Below are 19873 nucleotides of genomic sequence, written 5' to 3'. Positions count from 1 at the left end.
AATATGGAGAAAAAAATAAAAACAGAACAGGAACAAATAGATTCACACCAACAATTAATTGAGGCTAGAGAAAAATCAATGCAAAGAATGAATCTAACTTCTGAAAAACCTTTTGAATGGCTGAATGAAAATAGTAGAAAATTTCTAGCAGCTGGGTATTTAGGAGAGGGATTAAGTGCGGAAGAACGCATAGCTAGTATTGCAGAAAGAGCGGAAGATATTTTGCAAATGCCCGGTTTTGCAAAGAAATTTTATCACTATATGTCAGAAGGATATTATTCGTTGGCATCTCCGGTTTGGTCAAACTTTGGAAAAGAACGAGGTTTACCAATTAGCTGTTTTGGTTCCCACATTGATGATGATATTGGAAATATTTTATACACCCAATCAGAAGTGGGTATGATGTCCAAATTAGGAGGTGGAACTTCTGGATATTTTGGTAAAATCAGAGGAAGAGGAGCTGCAATAAAAAATAATGGAGAGGCTTCTGGAGCAGTTCATGTTATGAGGTTGTTCGAATCTATGGTAGATGTTGTAAGTCAGGGATCAGTGAGAAGGGGTCGTTTTTCTCCTTATCTACCGATTGATCATCCAGATATTAGGGAATTTTTAGAAATAGGTACAGAAGGTAATCCTATCCAAGAGTTAACCCATGGAGTTACTGTAACTGACAGTTGGATGCAAGACATGATTGATGGAGATGTTGAAAAGAGGACAGTTTGGGCTAAAGTTCTGCAGAGTCGAGGAGAAATGGGATACCCGTATATTTTCTTTACAGACAACGCAAACAATGGCGCCCCCGATGTATACAAGGATAAAAATTTACCAATTTATGCAAGTAACTTATGTACAGAAATAATGCTACCCTCTGATCATAACTGGTCTTTTGTTTGTGTTTTATCAAGTATTAATTTAGTGCATTATGATAAATGGAAGGATACCGACGCTGTTGAAACTATGATTTATTTTTTGGATTCCCTAATTACAGAGTTCTTAGAGAAATTAGAGGTTTATAAAAATTCTGATAACAGAGATGATCAACAAACATTTCTATTTATGGAACGAGCATATAATTTTGCAAAAGAAAACAGAGCACTAGGGATGGGAACCCTAGGATGGCACTCTTTGTTACAGTCTAAAATGCTTCCTTTTGATAGTCAAAAGGCATACGATCTAAACAGTGAAGTTTTCAAAACACTAAAAGAGCAATCCTACAAAGCTTCAGAACGTTTGGCTCAGAAATTTGGAGAACCAGAAGTGCTAAAAGGATATGGCAGAAGGAATACAACTTTGAATGCAATAGCACCAACTACATCATCTGCTTTTATTCTAGGGCAGGTTTCTCAAGGAATAGAACCTATATGGTCTAATATTTACGTAAAGGATATTGCAAAAATAAAAACAACAATTAAAAATCCTTTTTTAATGAATCTCTTAAAAGAAAAAGGAATGGATACCCCAGAAGTATGGAGAGACATAAGAGACAGAGATGGTTCTGTTCAACATCTTGATTTCTTATCTGAAAATGAAAAAGAGGTATTTAAAACATATTCTGAAATTGATCAGTTGGTTATTATCTATCAGGCAGCAAATAGGCAAAACTATTTAGACCAGGGTCAATCACTTAATATCATTGTTCACCCAGACACATCTACAAAGGAGGTTAATAATATACATGTTACAGCCTGGAAGTTAGGACTTAAGTCATTGTACTATCAGCATAGTATGAATGCTGCCCAAAAGTTTAAACAAAAGAAAGATTGTGAAAGTTGTGAGGGTTAGTTTGACTCGCAGTTATCGTTTTTATGTTCATCTTGAAAATTTTTGAATAGTGAATTTTAAACTAATATTTTCAACTTTAAAACTTGTTTTTCCACTAAATGAAGGAAAAACCCTCTTATAATTAAGGGTTTTTTTACATATTGTAATTATAAAAAAAAATAGGTTATAATTGGTCCTTTGCTTCGAAATTTATAGCTGTCATAAATATACTAATTATAGTATTGCATTATTATTCTGTTTTTGACACATCTATATTAGAATATTTGGGAATATTTATGTTAGGGTTATTGTGGTTTGCACTCGGTAAATCGGCTAAACTGAAAAAGAACACATAGCTATTCTAGGTTTTGGATTCATCATCTTCGGTAAAACTTATAATAACATTATAATACAAAAAGGGAAATGATGTCACTAATAGATCCTTCACCCTGAAATAATTTAATAAATCCGTAAATTATAGCCCCTGTCAGTATAAAAAGTGTGATTATTCATCAAGGTTTTAGAAGTTTTTTCATATTTCAAAATTAAATTTATAAATTATTAATTTGTTTGTAAGAATTATAAAATTCTTCAATTAAACTCACCTTTATCTTATAAATATCTTTTGATTTAAGGAGTATATTGAAGTATAAAGTCGTGTTTTTAGGACTTGTTTCAACATTTCTAGTAAGTTCAATTTGGGAGTTGATTTTTTCTTGAATTTTACCCTTAATTTCATTTCTTTTTTTAAGAATTATATCAATATCAGAAATAGAATTATTATCAAAAGTTTCCATTGAATCTTTAAAAATTGATTTAGTGAAGTCATGTATTTCATTTAAATCTCTAATCTGAGATAATTTAAGCTTTTGATGATCATTGTCAATATGCTTAAAACTTTTAGAAACTATATAATCAAGATCATTAGCTAAATCCTCAATATAACTTAACAGAACTATATAAAAATTACTTGCAGACAAACTAGGCTCCTCTAAATTTTTAATGAAGTAAAATATATTTTCACGAAGATCCTCTATTTCACCCTCCAATCTTTTAATATTCTTTTTCCCTTTCTTAAGACTCTTCAGATTATGCTTAGATAATCCCTCAACAAGTAAACCATATATGACGTCAACCCTTTTAAAAAACTTTATAATGTTTCCTGAGCTTTCATCCATAACTCCCTTCATCGATTTACTTTCGGCTTTAAGAATTTTATCTTTATCTATTTCTGTCTCTTCATTTCTGTGTTTTATGAAGTTTTTACCAATTATTGTAAGTATAATGAATAAAATAATTGCTATTGCTTGAACTCCACCAATGTGAATTAATGAAACTATTATTCCAGACACAAAAAATGCAGTTATAGCAGTTAAAAACCATCCAGTGATAACATTGATAACTCCGGAGACTCTATAAACTGCACTGTCTTTACCCCAGGCTTTATCAGCAAGAGAAGTTCCCATCGCAACCATAAAAGTCACGTAGGTCGTAGAGAGTGGTAATTTATATGAAGTAGCTATAGAAATTAATATTGCGGCAACAGTTAAGTTAACACAAGCTCTTAACATATCAAAAGAAGGAGCATCTGGATTATTTGACATTTTAGAATGAACTTTTGATCCTGAAAACTGCAATTCAATTTTTTTATTAATTTTTTCAGGTAAAATTGATGTTAAAAAGGAAGATAAACTTTGAAAAAACTTAACAATCATTTTGGAGAATAAAGAGGGTTGAAATCTTTCTTTAACATGGCCTTGATTCGACAAATCTAGACTAGTCTTTAGAACTCTTCTTGCTTTAGTTGAAAACCATAAAGTAAGAACCATAATTAATCCAGAAAGAATTAGAAAAGCAGTTGGAGTAGGGACTTTTGAAGCCAAGACACCCATACCAAATTCAGATGCGGCTGTCCCTGAAGCAACCCAAACCTCATAGGCTTGATATGCCGCTATAGGAACACCAATGAAATTTACCAGATCATTTCCAGCAAAAGCTAGTGCTAAAGCAAATGTTCCAATTGCAATGATTAGCTTGTATAAATTAATTTTAAAAAATTGAATTAGAGAAAATGATAATCCAAACCAAAAAATAAAGTTTATAACAGTTACTTTTAGAACTTCGATTTCTATAAAATCTTTAATTTTCATTCCTCCAATTATATCAAATTCTAGTCCAGCATATGGAGTCCCTTTAATTCCTTTCATCAAAATAAAGTATGTAATTGCCGACAGAGCAATACCTGAAAAAAGAGCACTTATCCAATTTGCATTTTGCTCAAAGTTATAAGTTAAAAATAGTCTAGATATCCACTGAACTATTGCGCCAATTGTTAGGGCAACTACCACAGACAAAACAATACCAGAAATAATCTGAATAGCCTTACTCGTATTTATGTAGTTGACTAAATCTGAGATATCTCCTGTAGTAGAGCTAATCTTAATTAGTGACATAAAAACAGCAGCTCCTAATAATTCAAATACAATTGAAACTGTTGTTGAAGTTGGCATTCCAATGGTATTAAAGAAATCCAATAATAAAATATCAGTTAGCATTACCGCAGTAAATATTAACATGATTTCGTCAAAATAGAATTCACCAGGGTTAAAAATTCCTTTTCTTGCAACTTCCATTAATCCACTTGAAAATAAAGCCCCAAATGCAACTCCCAATCCTGCTAAAATCATAATATTTCTAAAAGAAATAGCTTTTGACCCTACAGCTGAACTTAAAAAGTTAACAGCATCATTACTAACACCAACGATTAAGTCTCCACAAGCTAAGACAGCCAAAACAATAACTAATAATAAGTATAAATTTTCCATAAGGTTTTTTTAAAAATGAATTTCAAATTGAAGACGATAAAATATTTTATCATCAGAAAAAATTGAGTTTTCGTATGTAAGGTCAGATTGTATTTTTAATTTATGTTTTTCAAAATATTTTGAAAGACCCAAGGTATATTGATTTATATCATTATTGTTTGTTACGATTTTATCAAAGTTGATATTTGTGTATCTCCCCGTAATTGCAATATTTGAAGGTAGAACGTAACCTGACTGTAAGCTAACTGCTGATCCAACATTAACAATATCTCCCGTTAGACTACCATCAGAATTTTTTGAAAAAGCATCATTTGTATTTCTATCAGCATACTCTCCCATGAATGAAAAGCCATTAAATTTAAAATGAGAATTTATAAAAAATGTCTTGATATCTGTCTCAAAGAAACCATAATCCGTTGCCATGTATGAACCCATATTACTTCTTGTTTTAACAGCATTATTATTATAATCGTATGCTACTCCGATAAGCAATTTAGGTTTTTTTTCTCTTCGAATATCATCCCCTTCGTAATCGCCATTACTTTTAAAGTTACCAAAAGGAAGTAAATCAAGTCTTGCAGTATATTGATGTCCACCAATATTTCCTTTGGAAATATTTCTTCCTTCTCCTTGAGAGATAGCAAAGGTTTCTTTTACTACAAATTTTTCACTTAAATTAAATTTATGTTTTAACTGAAGTCCAAAATCTCTATCTATGTTAAATTTACTGTTTAGCAGAGATCTGTCAACCAAAGCTAGTTTTGAAGAAGAAATAACTCTTTCAATATTACCAGGAAGTTTTGCTTGTCCAAACTGAATACTCCAATTTTTGTAAAAATTCCATTTAACACTTGCATCTAATATAATTCTAGGAGCATCTGAAGTAAAATTTGAGGCACCTGCAATATCTCTATTTGACAATGCCAATTCAATTTTGTAAGTAAGGCTTGGATGATAAGCGAACCCCTTGAATTTTAGACGAGACCTCCTTATTAAGGAATTAGACTCTGGACCTCCATAGGAGCCATCTTCTTCTTGCCAGGTGGTAGATGTTAAATATTGAACTCTAGCAGAAAAGTTCATGCTCCATGTACTGTCTTTTCCAGAAATATTCATTAGTCCTTTCCCAAATTTTGGTGCGGATATCTCTTGAGCTTTTAGGCTTGTAGATGTACTTAATACTAAACAAAAAAGCACATATTTTGTTTTTGAAATCATTTATAGCTGGTTTTTGGTAAAAATCATGATTATATTTATATTGAATGTTTCCTTAATGTTAACTTTTCATTTTTAAAATTTTAATTAACTCCACAAACTTATTTAGAACAATTAGGTTAGACTTTACTTAATTGTTATCAATCACATCTTGTTTATTAATTTATTGTTAACAAAAATTACTTCACTTAGCATTTAATTAATGATGAAATTCTCTTTCATTATTCATACTTTTAAAAAAAGATTTTAATGAATTGGGAACAGTTACTATCACTAAAGCGTTTTGGGGATAACTATAAAAGATTAAGAATTGAACAAGATGAAACTCGTCTTGGCTTTGAAGTTGATTATGATAGAATTGTTTTCTCCTCCTCTTTTAGAAGTCTTCAAGACAAAACTCAGGTAATACCATTTTCAAAGACGGATTTTGTTCACACAAGATTAACCCACAGCCTTGAGGTTTCTGTGGTTGGAAGAAGTATTGGAAGGTTAGCCGGAAAACATATTTTGAATAAATACCCTCAATTAAATCAAACTTTTGGATACCAGCCAAATGATATTGGTGCAATTGTAGCTGCTGCATCATTGACTCATGACATAGGTAATCCGCCTTTTGGCCACAGTGGTGAAAAAGCTATCGGTTATTTTTTTGAACACGGTTATGGTAAAAAATATATTGATAAACTCTCTGATCAAGAGAAAAATGATCTCATTTATTTTGAAGGTAATGCAAATGGTTTCAGAATTGCTTCTAAATCAATGGAAGGAATCCCAGGAGGACTAAGACTCAGTTATGCAACTCTTGGAGCTTATACTAAATATCCTAAAGGGAGTTTCCCTGAAATTAATTTGGGTCACGTAGCTTATAAAAAATTTGGTTATTTTAAATCAGAAGAAATATTTTTTAAATCAATAGCAAAAGAATTAGGGCTTGAAAATAATAAATATTATCATAGACATCCATTGGCATTTTTAGTTGAAGCTGCAGATGACATATGCTATACTATTATTGACTTTGAAGATGGTATAAATTTAGGTCTTATATCTGAAGATTTTGCTCTAGAGTACCTTATTAATCTGGTAAGAGAGACCATTGATACTAAGAAATATAACAGTCTCACCAATAAATCTCAGAGATTAAGTTATTTACGAGCACTATCTATCAACACTTTAATTCAAGATGCTGTCAAAATTTTCAATGAAAACGAATCTAAAATTTTAGATGGAACTTTTATATATGCTCTAATGGATAAAAGTAAATATAAAGCTCAAATAAAGGATATTATTGGATTAAGTATTGAAAAGATATATAAATCTGAGGAGGTTACTAATAAAGAAGTAGTTGGATATAAAGTTATTTCTTCACTTTTAAAAGCTTTTGTTACTGCTGCTGTAAATAGTTTAAATGATAAAATGTCAAGCTATGATAAGCTTATTTTGAGATTGGTGCCAGACGGTGTTCCTATTGTAGGTCAAGATTTGTATGAGACCTTACTAAATTCTACATGTTTTATTGCAAGTTTGTCTGACGGTAAAGCCCATAAATTATCTCAACAAATTAATTGAAAATAATTTTACAATTAAACTCTAAACTATACATGCTTTTCAGTTGGTTTTTTTTTATTTTAATCCTAGGATTAATACAATGGTACACTTTTCAATGCTTTAAAACTATTTCCAAAAATAAATACTGGTTAGCATTATATTCCTGTTTTTCTTTTCTTATTATTATAAATTTCATTTTCCAATTATATAATTATGATAGGTCTGAGGGTTTTACTCATAGTATTAGTTATTCTTTAGGTTTTTTTATTTCATTATTTGTTTTTCAATTCATTATCGTTATTGGTTTAATTTTAGAGGATATATCTAGGATTTTCTTGGCAGTATATTTAGTTTTTAAACCAAAGAAAGAAAAAAATAGTTTTTTCCCTCAAAGGAGAAAGTTTTTATCTCAATTATCACTGGCTTTAGCGTTTATTCCCTTTAGTTCTTTATTATATGGAATGTATAGAGGAAAATATAATTATAAGGTTTTGTCTTATGAATTAGAGTTTCCTGATTTACCACCTTCTTTTGACGGTTTTAAGATTACTCACATTTCAGATATTCACTGTGGTAGTTTTGATAATCCTGAAAAAGTAAAATATGGTATTGATCTAATAAATAAGCAAAAATCAGATGTAATAATGTTTACAGGAGACATAGTTAATAATGTATCTAAAGAATTAAATCCATGGAAAAAATTATTTTCCTCTTTAAAAGCCGACCACGGTGTTTATTCCGTTTTAGGAAATCACGATTATGGTGACTATATGGATTGGGAAACCGATCAAGAAAAGATCAATAACTTACAAAATCTTAAAAAGATTCAAAGAGAGATGGGGTATAAACTATTATTAAATGAAAATGATTTTATAATAAAAAATGGGGAAAAGTTAGCTGTAATTGGAGTTGAAAATTGGGGCGCAGGAGGGTTTAAAAAAGTAGGTGATTTAAATAAAGCTATTGAAGGTATCTCTGATTCAGATTTCAAAATATTATTAACTCACGACCCGTCTCATTGGAGTAATCAGGTTTTACCTCATAAATTTTCTTTCCCACTCACTTTGAGTGGACATACCCATGGTATGCAATTTGGAATAGATATTCCAGGGTGGATAAAATGGAGTCCAATTAAGTGGCGCTATCCAGAGTTTGCTGGCCTATATAAAAAAGTAAAACAGTATTTATATGTAAATCGAGGATTTGGATACCTTGCCTATCCAGGAAGAGTAGGAATGTGGCCAGAAATCACGGTTCTAACCCTTAAAAAGGGCAAAATTGAAGTTTAAGCAAAAAATAACTATTTTTGGTTTACTGCTAAAAATAAAATTGAATGTCTAAATTCGGTCAATTAATTGATGACAACCATCCATTACTGTTAGTTTTTTACAATGAAATTGATACCATATCTTCTGCAATGCACCCCATTTTAAAAGATGTAGCAGCAGCATTAGGAGATAGCGCTAAAGTAATTAAGATTAATTCAGATAAAAATATAGAATTGTCACAAGCTCTTAGGGTAAAGGTTTTACCTACGTTGATGATCTATAAAGATGGAGAAATGCTCTGGAGACAATCCGGTGAGCAAGATGCCAACACACTAATTGGGTTAATAAAAGATCACGTTTAAAATTATTTTTTAAACTCATCTACGATTTCTTTGTATTCCAATTCAACTTTTTCAGAGAAGGTGCTTTTATCATTTAGTAGGATCATTTCAATAAAGTAACGAAAATCTAAAATTTCATTTTTAATTTGATTAGAATATCTGATTTTATTTTCAGGAGATAGGCTAATAAAAACTTTCATTCTTTTTTTGTAAACATTCAATATCTCTAATGCATTTTTTTGTGCTTTTTCATAAGCTTTTGTTGAATAATATCCTTCAGTCATGTCATAAAGAGCTGTATAATAATCATACTCTCCATATAAAAAAATAAATGGTTGGGTAGATATTAAAAAAGTATCAAGTTCTGATTCTAAAATTTCTAAATCATCATTTACTAATATTGACTCTATTAAAGTTCTGTATCTTTCAATTTCAGTAACAATTTCTTCACCCATACCATATTGAAAATCTGTTTTTAATGATGAAAAATAATTTAATCTATCAGAGTATTTTTCAGAAACTTGATGGGCTAATTTTTGTGCTGATTTTATTTCAGAAATTTTATAATAATTATCAATAAAAGGAACTAAAAGACTGTAATACCCAAATTTATCTATTGGCATTTTTTCTTGAGCAAGATCAATTATTTCTTTAGCTTTTTTTGATTTCCCCTCATAGATTAGTTGCTCAGCCAGACGAGCCATATTGCTTCTAAAACTTATACTGTTTTTCCTGGTCTCAGGATCGTGATAAATTTCAGAATCACTCGAGTTCCCCCAACTCCATTGTTTCACAATATTATACATTAAATCACTATCAATTCTCCCCATTAAATAGGGGTTATTAGGGTTTAGCGGGGTTTTAATAGGTACTAACTTGTAAACCAATCCATCTAGTTGAAGATATTCTTTCATCCACATGTATTCTGAATCTTCGTAGCTACCTCCAGTAAAATATATAGGCCTTGTCCAATCATTGTTTGCTAATATATCTAGCATCAAAAGCTGATTTTTAGTAATACCTGTCTTTGGAAGATCTATATCAATATGAGTAACAATTTTATCTGAATCGTTAGATGAAACAATCCCACTTTTTAAAACATTTTCTTTATTTACTGTAACTCGAATTTTATTAGTAGGATAAAAAACCATTTCTTGGGTGTTTTTGGGATAATCATTAGGGTTTCCTCCAGATTGTGTAATTAAACTTTTATATTTTGTTCTATCGTCGTCGCTTGCAACCCAATTAATAAAGTCTTTTATGTCCCACCTCAAGGAATCAGTTAAAGATTCATATTTTATATAATCCCTAACACCATAAGCATAGAGCTTGTGTTCAAGCTGGGATTTAATAGGGTCACTTTTATAAGTTTTTCTCTTAGTTTGATCAATATACCAATCAGTTGCTAAAAGGCTCGTATTAATAGTTCTTACATCGGTCCTGTATTCTTCAATTTCTTGAGCATACCATAGCGCAAAAGTATCGTTGTCTCCAATTGTAAATATAATAGCTCCGATATCCTCTTGAATTGATGAGAGATAGGATTTAGCAATTGATTGGGCAGTGTATCTATTTGATCTATCATGATCATCCCAATTTTGGTATCCCATTAAAAAGGGAACACAAATAAAACAAAGAAGTGTAATGGGAATTTTTAAAAATTTTAAATTACTATGTTTTTTTATTTTATTCACTAGTGATAAGGCTCCAATTCCGATCCAAATTGAAAAAACGTAGAATGAACCAACTAATGCATAATCTCTTTCTCGAGGTTCAAATGGACGTTCATTTAAATATATTTTAAGTGCAAGTCCCGTAAAAAGAAAAAACAATAAAAGAACCCAAAACTTTTTTGGATCTTTTCTATATAAATAAAACAAACCTATAAAACCTAATATGAAAGGAAAAAGGAAATAGGTATTTCTTGCTTTGTTATTGAGAGCATCTTCATCCAGCTCATTTTGATTACCAAGCCTTAAGTTGTCAATAAAGGATATTCCACTAATCCAGTTTCCATTAAGTGGGGTATAGGTCCCAGCTACATCATTTTGCCTTCCTGAAAAATTCCACATTAGATAACGCCAGTACATATATCCAATTTGATATTCAAACAGAAATTGTAGGTTACTTAAAAAAGAGGGCTTTTCAATTATAAGATATCGACCATATTTTTTAAAAAAATTATGATATTCATCACCAGAAAGTTTCCCTTCTTCCGCATCGTATCTAAACTCATTTACTGTTTTAACTAAAGACTCGTTTGAGCTGTATTGTTTGTCAATTTCAAAATCAAGTGGCTTCGTAAAATTCATATAATTCCCAGCATGCTCCGTACTCCATAGTCTTGGCAGTAGTCCACTCTGTTTAGAGTTTGAATTTATTCTAGCATTTTCCCAATTATTTACAATTATATATTTATTATTTTTTTCATCTCGCTCATATTTTGGTTTATCATCCTTATATGGTTTATCATCATCTTGACCTACATACATGTCTGAAAAAAATGGACCATAGAATAATTTAGTTTCTGGATATTGCTCAAGATTGTAATATGCCAAAAGGAGTCGTGCATCCGAAGGAGAATTTTCGTTTATGACCGTATTTGCATTAGCTCTAATTGGGATCATTATCCAAGAAGAAAATCCTAAAAAAATAAAAAGAACACAAAGTAAACCAGTATTAATATTTACCCATTTTTTTGCTTTAGTATAATTTAAAGAGAAGTAAAAGAAACTAAAAATTAGTAATGCAACAAAAATAGTTCCGCTGTTAAAGGGAAGACCGATTTCATTTACCAGATATACTTCAGCATTACCAAAGAAGAACAATGTTAGGGGAAGAAGAAGTTTAAATATGAAAAGGAGAATAGCTATTGAAATAATATTCGCAGCAACAAATCCCTTTAAAGTTACTTTTTTATAGTTTTTAAAATAATAGAGCATGCCAATCGCAGGAATAGTTAACAATCCCATAAAATGAACACCAAAAGATAATCCAATAATAAAAGCAATTAAAAGAAGCCATCTGTCTCCTCGAGGGGTGTTCATTTCATTTTCCCACTTCAATGCTAGGTAAAATAAGATTGATAAAATCATAGTAGCCATTGCGTAAACCTCAGCTTCAACTGAATTGAACCAAAAACTATCAGAAAAACAAAGGGCAAGAGATCCAACTAAAGCACTACCGAAAAAAGTTAATTTATCAATTAAAGTATCATAATTCTCAAACTTAAAAATCTTATCAAACAAAAGTGTTATAGTGAAAAATAAAAACAAAATTGTAAAAGCACTGGAGAACACAGACATTAAATTTACCATAAGAGCAATATTTTCTGGTTCCGACGCAAACATGGCGAAAAAGGCCCCTATCATCTGGAATAACGGAGCTCCTGGCGGATGTCCTATTTGTAACTTTGCTGAAGTTGAAATATATTCTCCTGCATCCCAAAAACTTGCGGTAGGTTCTACAGTTAGACTGTATGTTGCTAGAGCAATTAAAAACACAAATAATCCGAAAATATTATTCCAAAAAGTAAAAGACTTATTATTCATAAATAATTTAAAGGAATACGAAAATACATATTAATAATAAATACTAGAATTAAATCACCTTTAACTATTGTTATTACTTAATAATTGAAAAAAAGACGATAAATCAGAAAATTTATTTGCAAGATGGAATGTTTCGGTTAAATTTGCAAACCAAAATGGCCTATGGTGTAACTGGTAACACGTCTGGTTTTGGTCCAGAAGAGTCTAGGTTCGAGCCCTAGTAGGCCAACAAAAGAAAAAATATTAAAAATGGGTGTAGGTGGAATTGTAATTGCAACCGTATTTGTCTGTTTATTAATAGGTTTAATTATTGAAATCAAGGAAAGGTTATAATTTTATAAACCACTTATATAGCTTCCTAAATTATCTTTAAATTCATACCCCTCAAGGCTTTTGTATTTATTTAATTTCTTATTAGCTTCTAGCCCCCAAAGTAAAAATTCCATTATAAAATATTTATCCTTTTCGTCAACATCAGGTTGGTGTTTTTCAATAATACTAATTAGTGGATTAACACTATCCAATGTGGTCTTGTATTCTTCATCACTGAAACAGTCATCCAGATAAAGCTGATTGTCTTTAAAAAACCAGGCTAATAATTCATCATAAGGACCTTTTGAATCAGGTTTTTCAATTTTCTCTATTTTTGGAAATAGTTCAGGGAAAATTGTTTTAATTGCTTGAGAAATTAAATAATAAGAGATTTGCTCTGCGCCTTCCTGTTCTCCCTCATAAACTAATTCTACTTTTCCATTTATTGACGAAATAACTCCCGAAAAGTCAGTAAGCCTTATGCAAGTTTTTTCCTCATTATTAATTAAAGCTCTTCGTTCTGCCGAGCTTATTAAATTTTCAAATGATGTAATACTCATCCTTGCACTAACACCACTTTTTGAATCTACATAATCACTTTTTCTTGCCTCAAAACCAATCTGCTCTAAAATATCAAAAGCTAGCTCTGGAATATGAATCGAATTAGATTTTAAAAATGCATTTTTTGATTCTTGTTTTGTAATTTCTTTAGCAATTGATCTGTTATGGGGGTAGTGAGTTAGAATTTGAGATCCTATCCTATCTTTCAATGGAGTAACGATACTTCCTCTATTTGTGTAATCTTCTGGATTAGCAGTGAAAATGAATTGAGTTTCTACTGGCAGTCGAAGTTTAAAACCTCGAATTTGTATTTCCTTTTCTTGTAAAATAGAGAATAATGCAACTTGAATTCTAGCTTGCAGGTCAGGTAATTCATTTAAAACAAAAATACATCTATGAGCCCTTGGTATCATTCCAAAATGAATAACTCTCTCATCTGCATATGACAATTTTAAAGTCGCAGCTTTTATAGGGTCAACATCCCCAATTAAATCAGCAACGGTGACATCAGGCGTTGCAAGTTTTTCAAAAAAACGCTCACCCCTATGCATCCATGAAATAGGTGTTTTATCTCCCATCTCTTTTATGATACTTTTAGCAAAACTTGATATTGGATCTAAAGGATCATCATTTAATTCAGACCCCTCAACAATAGGAATCCATTCATCTAACAAGTCGGTCATTTTTCTTGCTATTCTAGTTTTTGCTTGCCCTCTAAGTCCCAATAAATTTATATTGTGATTAGATAGTATAGCTCTCTCTATATCTGGGATTACAGTGCTGTCGTAACCTATGATTCCATCAAAGCTATTATTGTTGGAACTTAAGTTTTTTTTCAAGTTATCAGCTAACTCCTGTCTTATGGTTTTTGGTTTGTATCCAGATTTCTTCAAATCTCCTAAATTGGTAATTTTCTTCATAATTTTTTTATCCTAACTTTTTTTTTCTATTTTTTTCATAATCTTCAAATATCATTTCTCCCAAATTATTTAAACCAGTATAAAAGGCTTTACCCAAATTAATTTTAGTAAAATTTTTCACAAACCTTTGCAGATACGGATCACTTGCAATCATAAATGTTGTAATAGGTATATGCATTTTTCGCGCATGTTTTGCCATATTGTAACATAATTCTAAAATTCTTTCATCAAGCCCAGCACTATTTTTATAGTAATCACCATTTGATAATTTAATACAACTGGGTTTGCCGTCAGTTATCATAAATATTTGTTTGTTCGTATTTTTTTTTCTTCGAAGTAAATCCATTGCTAACTCAAGTCCAGCAACTGTATTTGTATGATATGGTCCTACTTTTAAATAAGGCAGGTCTTTCAGTTGAATGGTCCATGCATCATTTCCAAAAACAATTATATCCAGAGTGTCTTTTGGATATCTTGTAGTGATCAATTCAGAGAGTGCCATCGCAACTTTTTTTGCGGGTGTTATTCTATCTTCTCCATAAAGAATCATGCTGTGACTTATGTCTATCATTAAAACAGTACTCATTTGAGTTTTGTGTTGAGTATCTTCAACAACGAGGTCGCCTTGGGTCAATTGGATATCTCCAATACCTGAATGTAATTGTGCATTTTTTAGACTTTCAGTCACAGATATTTTTTCTACGGAATCTCCAAATTGGTATGCTTTCAACTCTCCTGTTGATTCTTCCCCATCTCCACTATTTTTTGACTTGTGATTTCCTCTTCCAGATTTTTTTAATTTACCAAAAATTTGTTTTAACGCATGTTCTCTTAAAAGTTTTTCAGTTTTAGCAGTTAACTTTTTTCCACTGGTTCCTTTTTTGGGATCTATCTCTTCTTTTACGAAATTTTTTTTCAGTAAATCATCAATGAAATCGTCAATAGTATATTTTTCGTCGGTCAATTTGTATTCTTTATCTAACTCTCGCAACCATTCTATCGCTTCATCAAAATCCCCAGAAGTGTGGGTAATTAGTTCTTTAAAAATATCAAATAGTTTTTCAAACGGAGTTTGATTTTTGACAATAAATCTTGAAAAAACTATTCCAGAATTAAGCAAATTTGAACTCATAAATTATTCTTCATTTTAAGAAAAATCAAAGGTAGGAAAAGAATACAATTTAACTCAATTGCATTTTTATTAAAAAAACCTATATTTGTATTGCAAAACGGAATTTCTGAAAGGCGACCTAAAGGTCTCCTTTTTTATTTAAATGAACTTTAAGACTCAAGTTGAAAATTTACTAACTAAATCTTTGGATGAGAATCCAGACCTTTTTTTAATAAATTTAACTATAACGATCGACAATAGAATTAGGGTAATTTTAGATAGTGACAAATCAGTTTCTTTAAAAGATTGTGTCAAAGTCAGCAGGGACATAGAACACAATTTAGACAGAGACCTTACAGATTTTGGTATTGAAGTTTCCTCTGTTGCCGCTAACGAACCATTAATAAATACAAGACAGTATTTTAAAAATATTGGAAGAAAATTGTCTGTTAATGATTTAGATGGAAATAAATATGAAGGTATTTTAAAATCTGTGAACGAAAGTGAAATTGGTATTGAATGGAAACAAAGACAACCAAAAAAAATAGGTAAAGGAAAAGAAACAGTAACCATAAATAAAACGTTGAGCTATTCAAGAATAGCTCAATCCAAAGTGGTTTTAAAATTTTAAATTAAAAATTATGGAAAACTTAGCATTAATAGACTCGTTTTCAGATTTTAAAGATGAAAAGCTAATCGACAGAGTAACTCTCATGGTGATTCTTGAAGAGGTGTTTCGTAGCACATTGAAAAGAAAATATGGATCTGATGAAAATTTTGACATAATTATCAATCCCGATAAAGGAGATCTAGAAATATGGAGAAATAGGGTAGTTGTAAAAGATGGAGAGGTTGAGGATTCAAATCAAGAAATTGAGCTCGCCGAAGCTCAAAAAATAGAAGAAGATTTTGAAGTAGGAGAAGATGTTTCGGAGGAAGTTAAGCTTATTAATTTGGGAAGAAGAACAATTCAAACTTTACGCCAAAATCTTATTTCCAAAATATTTGAACATGACAGCACAAACGTGTTTAATCAATTTAAAGATAGAGTTGGAGATCTTTATACGGCAGAAGTTCATCATGTTAGAAGCCGTGAGGTTATTCTTTTAGATGACGACGGTAATGAAATAATACTTCCAAAGGATCGTCAAATTCCAACTGATTTTTTTAGAAAAGGTGATAACATAAGAGGGGTAATTGAGACAGTTGAGCTCAGAGGAAATAAGCCTAGGATAATTTTATCCCGAACTTCTCCAATGTTTTTAGAAAAACTATTTGAGCAAGAAATACCTGAAGTTTTTGATGGATTAATTACCATAAAAAAAGCAGTGCGTATCCCAGGAGAAAAAGCTAAAGTAGCGGTAGATTCTTATGATGACAGAATTGACCCTGTAGGTGCTTGCGTTGGGATGAAAGGTTCAAGGATTCATGGTATTGTAAGGGAGCTTGGAAATGAAAATATTGATGTTATAAACTTTACAAACAACCTTCAGCTTTTTATAACTCGTTCTTTAAGCCCAGCCAAGATAAACTCTCTAAAAATTGATGAAGAAACCAAGCGTGTTCAAGTATTTTTAAATCCTGAAGAAGTTTCAAAAGCCATTGGGAAAGGAGGTTACAATATCAGATTAGCTGGTAAATTGACCGGGTATGAAATAGATGTTTACAGAGAAGGTATGGAGGAAGACGTTGAATTAAAAGAGTTTACAGATGAAATTGAGGCTTGGGTAATTGAAGAATTTAAAAAGGCAGGTTTAGATACTGCTAAAAGTATCATTGAACTCTCTAAGGCAGACTTAATGAAAAGAACTGATTTGGAAGAGGAAACAATAAATGAGGTAATTAAAATTTTAAAAGAAGAATTTGAAGAATAATAGTTATATAACAAATACTAATATTTTTTTAACTTTGATATGCAAAATTTATGGCTGATAAAGCAAGTATTCGATTAAATAAAGTTCTTAGAGAGTTAAATATATCTCTAGATAGAGCTGTGGAGCATTTATCTTCGAAAGATATTCAGATAGAGGCTCGACCAACAACAAAAATTTCAAATGATGTCTATCAAAATTTACTGGATGAGTTTGAGACTGACAAATCTAAAAAAGATGCATCAGCTGAAATAACTGAAGAAAAAAGAAAAGAAAAAGAACAGCAAAGATTAGAGCTAGAAAAAAAAGAAAAAGAAAGATTAGAGCTTGAATTAAAAAATCAGGAGATAATCAAAGCAAAGAGAGTTGAGCTTGAAAAACCGAAAACAATTGGTAAGATTAATTTAAAAGATAAGAAAACAAATAAATCTTTAAATACAGACTCATTAAAAAAAAATCTGGAAGAAACGGCTAAACCTTCTTTACCAATTTCAAAAACTAACACCATTTCTGACACTGAAGTAAGCAAGGAATCTGAAATTAAAGAAATCTCAAAGTCAGTTAAGTTAAATTCTGAGTTAAGTCCCAAAAAAGATATTACCAATAAAACTTCCGAAGAGTCTGATTCAAACACAAAAATTCAAACTCAATATCAAAAATTAAGTGGTCCAAAAAAAACAGGACAAACAATTAATCTAGATAAGGTAAATCAAAAGGAAAAAAGTGTCGAAGATGCCAGAAAAAAGAAAAGAAAACGTATTAGTAAGGAGTCTCCTTCCTCAGCAAATAAAAGTCAAGCATCTAATTCTGGTAAAAGGTTTCAAAAAACCAATAAACAACCTCAAGTAGCTAAAGTCGAGCCAACAGAAGAAGAGGTGCAAAAGCAGATAAGAGAAACACTTGCAAAACTTCAGGGAAAATCAAATAAATCTAAAGGGGCTAAATATAGAAAAGACAAACGTTCTCAACACCGAGAAAAGTCTGAGGATGAGATAGCACAAATTGAAGCAGATAGTAAAACCATTAAAGTGACCGAGTTTATAACAGTTGGAGATGTCGCCACACTTATGGAAAAAAGTTCAACAGATATAATTTCTGCCTGTATGTCACTTGGAATAATGGTTACAATGAACCAAAGGTTAGATGCTGAAACCTTAACTATTGTTGCTGATGAATTTGGATATCAGGTAGAATTTGTTAAAACTGATCTAGAAGATAATATTAGTGATGAAGAGGATGATTTGGAAGAAAATCTTTCTCCTAGAGCTCCTATTGTAACAGTTATGGGGCATGTGGATCATGGTAAAACATCATTATTAGATTACATACGTGAAGAAAATGTTATAGCTGGTGAATCTGGAGGAATAACTCAGCATATTGGAGCTTATTCAGTTGAACTCAAGGAAGGTCAAAAAATAACCTTTTTGGACACACCAGGTCATGAGGCCTTTACTGCTATGCGAGCTAGAGGCGCTCAGGTGACAGATATTGCAATAATAGTAATTGCAGCAGATGATGATATTATGCCTCAAACAAAAGAAGCTATAAGTCATGCTCAGGCAGCTTCTGTTCCTATAGTTTTTGCCATTAATAAGGTTGATAAAGAGAATTCAAATCCAGATAAAATCAAAGAAGCATTAGCGGGAATAAATTTAATGGTTGAAGATTGGGGAGGTAAAGTTCAGTCTCAGGATGTTTCTGCTCTAAAAGGAACGGGTGTATCTGAGTTATTGGAAAAGGTTCTTCTTGAAGCTGAATTATTGGAACTCAAAGCGAATAAAAACCGCAAGGCAAAGGGAGCTGTTGTAGAGGCTTTTTTAGATAAAGGAAGGGGCTACGTGTCTACAGTTCTAGTTCAAAATGGGACATTAAATATTGGAGATTATATTCTTGCAGGAAAGCAAAGTGGTAAAATTAAAGCAATGTTCAATGAAAGAGGTAGTGATTTAGATATTGCTTTACCATCTACCCCTGTCTCTATACTTGGTCTTGATGGAGCTCCTCAGGCCGGAGACACTTTTACCGTTTTAGAAGATGAGAAAGAGGCTAAACAAATTGCCGCTAAAAGAACTCAGCTGTTAAGAGAACAAAATGTTAGAACTCAAAGACATATAACTCTTGATGAAATTGGGAGACGTATCGCTCTCGGAGACTTTAAAGAATTAAACATTATTTTAAAGGGAGATGTTGATGGCTCGGTAGAAGCTCTTACAGATTCTTTACAAAAACTATCTACTGAAGAAATTCAGGTTAATATTATTCACAAAGGAGTTGGAGCTATCACAGAATCAGATGTATTACTTGCCTCAGCTTCTGATGCAATTGTTATTGGTTTTAATGTTAGACCCATGGGTAATGCTAGAATGATAGCTGATAAAGAAGAAATTGACATTCGTTCATATTCTATCATTTATGATGCCATAAATGACGTTAAGGATGCTATGGAAGGATTATTATCTCCTGAAATGAAAGAGGAAATTTCTGGAAATGCCGAAGTAAGGGAAACTTTTAAAATATCAAAAATTGGAACAATTGCTGGATGTATGGTGACTTCTGGAAAAATATTTAGAAAATCTGGAGTTCGAGTAATCA

The 19873-nt window shown here is 31.3% G+C and carries 11 protein-coding genes, 1 tRNA gene and 1 pseudogene; 8 read left to right on the top strand and 5 right to left on the bottom strand.

Features of this window, described 5'->3' with window-relative positions; all coding sequences use genetic code 11:
- Positions 1 to 3: 3 nt before the first annotated feature.
- The gene (locus AC3ATN_RS02030) at positions 4 to 1782 is read left to right on the top strand and encodes a ribonucleoside-diphosphate reductase subunit alpha (RefSeq protein WP_487531547.1); all 1779 of its coding nucleotides are present in this window, start codon (positions 4 to 6) and stop codon (positions 1780 to 1782) included.
- A 530-nt stretch (positions 1783 to 2312) separates the two neighbouring features.
- On the opposite strand, the gene AC3ATN_RS02025 is transcribed toward AC3ATN_RS02030, so the two are convergent.
- Positions 2313 to 4586, bottom strand: coding sequence for an anion permease (locus tag AC3ATN_RS02025; RefSeq protein ID WP_487531545.1), 2274 nt, complete (start codon positions 4584 to 4586; stop codon positions 2313 to 2315).
- 9 nt (positions 4587 to 4595) lie between these two features.
- Positions 4596 to 5804, bottom strand: a complete 1209-nt coding sequence (locus tag AC3ATN_RS02020; RefSeq protein ID WP_487531543.1) for a porin — start codon at positions 5802 to 5804, stop codon at positions 4596 to 4598.
- A gap of 246 nt (positions 5805 to 6050) precedes the next feature.
- Between AC3ATN_RS02020 and dgt the strand changes: the two genes are divergently transcribed.
- Genes dgt through AC3ATN_RS02005 form a run of 3 tightly spaced genes read left to right on the top strand, consistent with a single transcriptional unit; the run spans position 6051 to position 8976 of the window.
- Positions 6051 to 7367 (top strand): dGTP triphosphohydrolase, encoded by a 1317-nt coding sequence (gene dgt, locus AC3ATN_RS02015; RefSeq protein WP_487531542.1) that lies wholly within the window; start codon positions 6051 to 6053, stop codon positions 7365 to 7367.
- Positions 7368 to 7399: 32 nt separating this feature from the next.
- Complete coding sequence (locus tag AC3ATN_RS02010; RefSeq protein ID WP_487531595.1) at positions 7400 to 8635, top strand: metallophosphoesterase; 1236 nt, start codon at positions 7400 to 7402, stop codon at positions 8633 to 8635.
- 44 nt (positions 8636 to 8679) lie between these two features.
- Entirely contained in the window at positions 8680 to 8976 is a 297-nt protein-coding gene (locus tag AC3ATN_RS02005) for a thioredoxin family protein (protein ID WP_487531541.1), read from the top strand.
- 2 nt (positions 8977 to 8978) lie between these two features.
- Here the strand turns inward: AC3ATN_RS02005 and AC3ATN_RS02000 are convergent, their stop codons facing one another.
- On the bottom strand, positions 8979 to 12506 hold the full coding sequence (locus AC3ATN_RS02000; RefSeq protein ID WP_487531540.1) for a glycosyltransferase family 117 protein: 3528 nt from the start codon (positions 12504 to 12506) through the stop codon (positions 8979 to 8981).
- Positions 12507 to 12662: 156 nt separating this feature from the next.
- Between AC3ATN_RS02000 and AC3ATN_RS01995 the strand changes: the two genes are divergently transcribed.
- A tRNA-Gln gene (locus AC3ATN_RS01995) sits at positions 12663 to 12735 on the top strand.
- A 106-nt stretch (positions 12736 to 12841) separates the two neighbouring features.
- Here the strand turns inward: AC3ATN_RS01995 and AC3ATN_RS01990 are convergent.
- Together AC3ATN_RS01990 and AC3ATN_RS01985 are read right to left on the bottom strand one after the other, a co-directional pair.
- A complete protein-coding gene (locus AC3ATN_RS01990; protein WP_487531539.1) occupies positions 12842 to 14299 on the bottom strand; it encodes an AAA family ATPase in 1458 nt (485 codons plus the stop codon).
- Positions 14300 to 14306: 7 nt separating this feature from the next.
- A complete protein-coding gene (locus tag AC3ATN_RS01985; protein ID WP_487531538.1) occupies positions 14307 to 15431 on the bottom strand; it encodes a vWA domain-containing protein in 1125 nt (374 codons plus the stop codon).
- Positions 15432 to 15573: 142 nt separating this feature from the next.
- Here AC3ATN_RS01985 and rimP point away from each other — a divergent pair, with 142 nt between their 5' ends.
- The 3 genes and pseudogenes from rimP to infB all read left to right on the top strand — a co-directional run.
- Positions 15574 to 16041, top strand: coding sequence for a ribosome assembly cofactor RimP (gene rimP, locus AC3ATN_RS01980; RefSeq protein ID WP_487531537.1), 468 nt, complete (start codon positions 15574 to 15576; stop codon positions 16039 to 16041).
- Between the two features lie 10 nt (positions 16042 to 16051).
- Positions 16052 to 17284 (top strand): transcription termination factor NusA, encoded by a 1233-nt coding sequence (nusA, locus tag AC3ATN_RS01975; protein WP_487531536.1) that lies wholly within the window; start codon positions 16052 to 16054, stop codon positions 17282 to 17284.
- 50 nt (positions 17285 to 17334) lie between these two features.
- Positions 17335 to 19873: pseudogene (gene infB, locus AC3ATN_RS01970) on the top strand (translation initiation factor IF-2); the annotation flags it as partial.

This window comes from Candidatus Marivariicella sp., from assembly GCF_983056325.1.
This window is presented reverse-complemented; position numbering and strand designations above follow the sequence as displayed.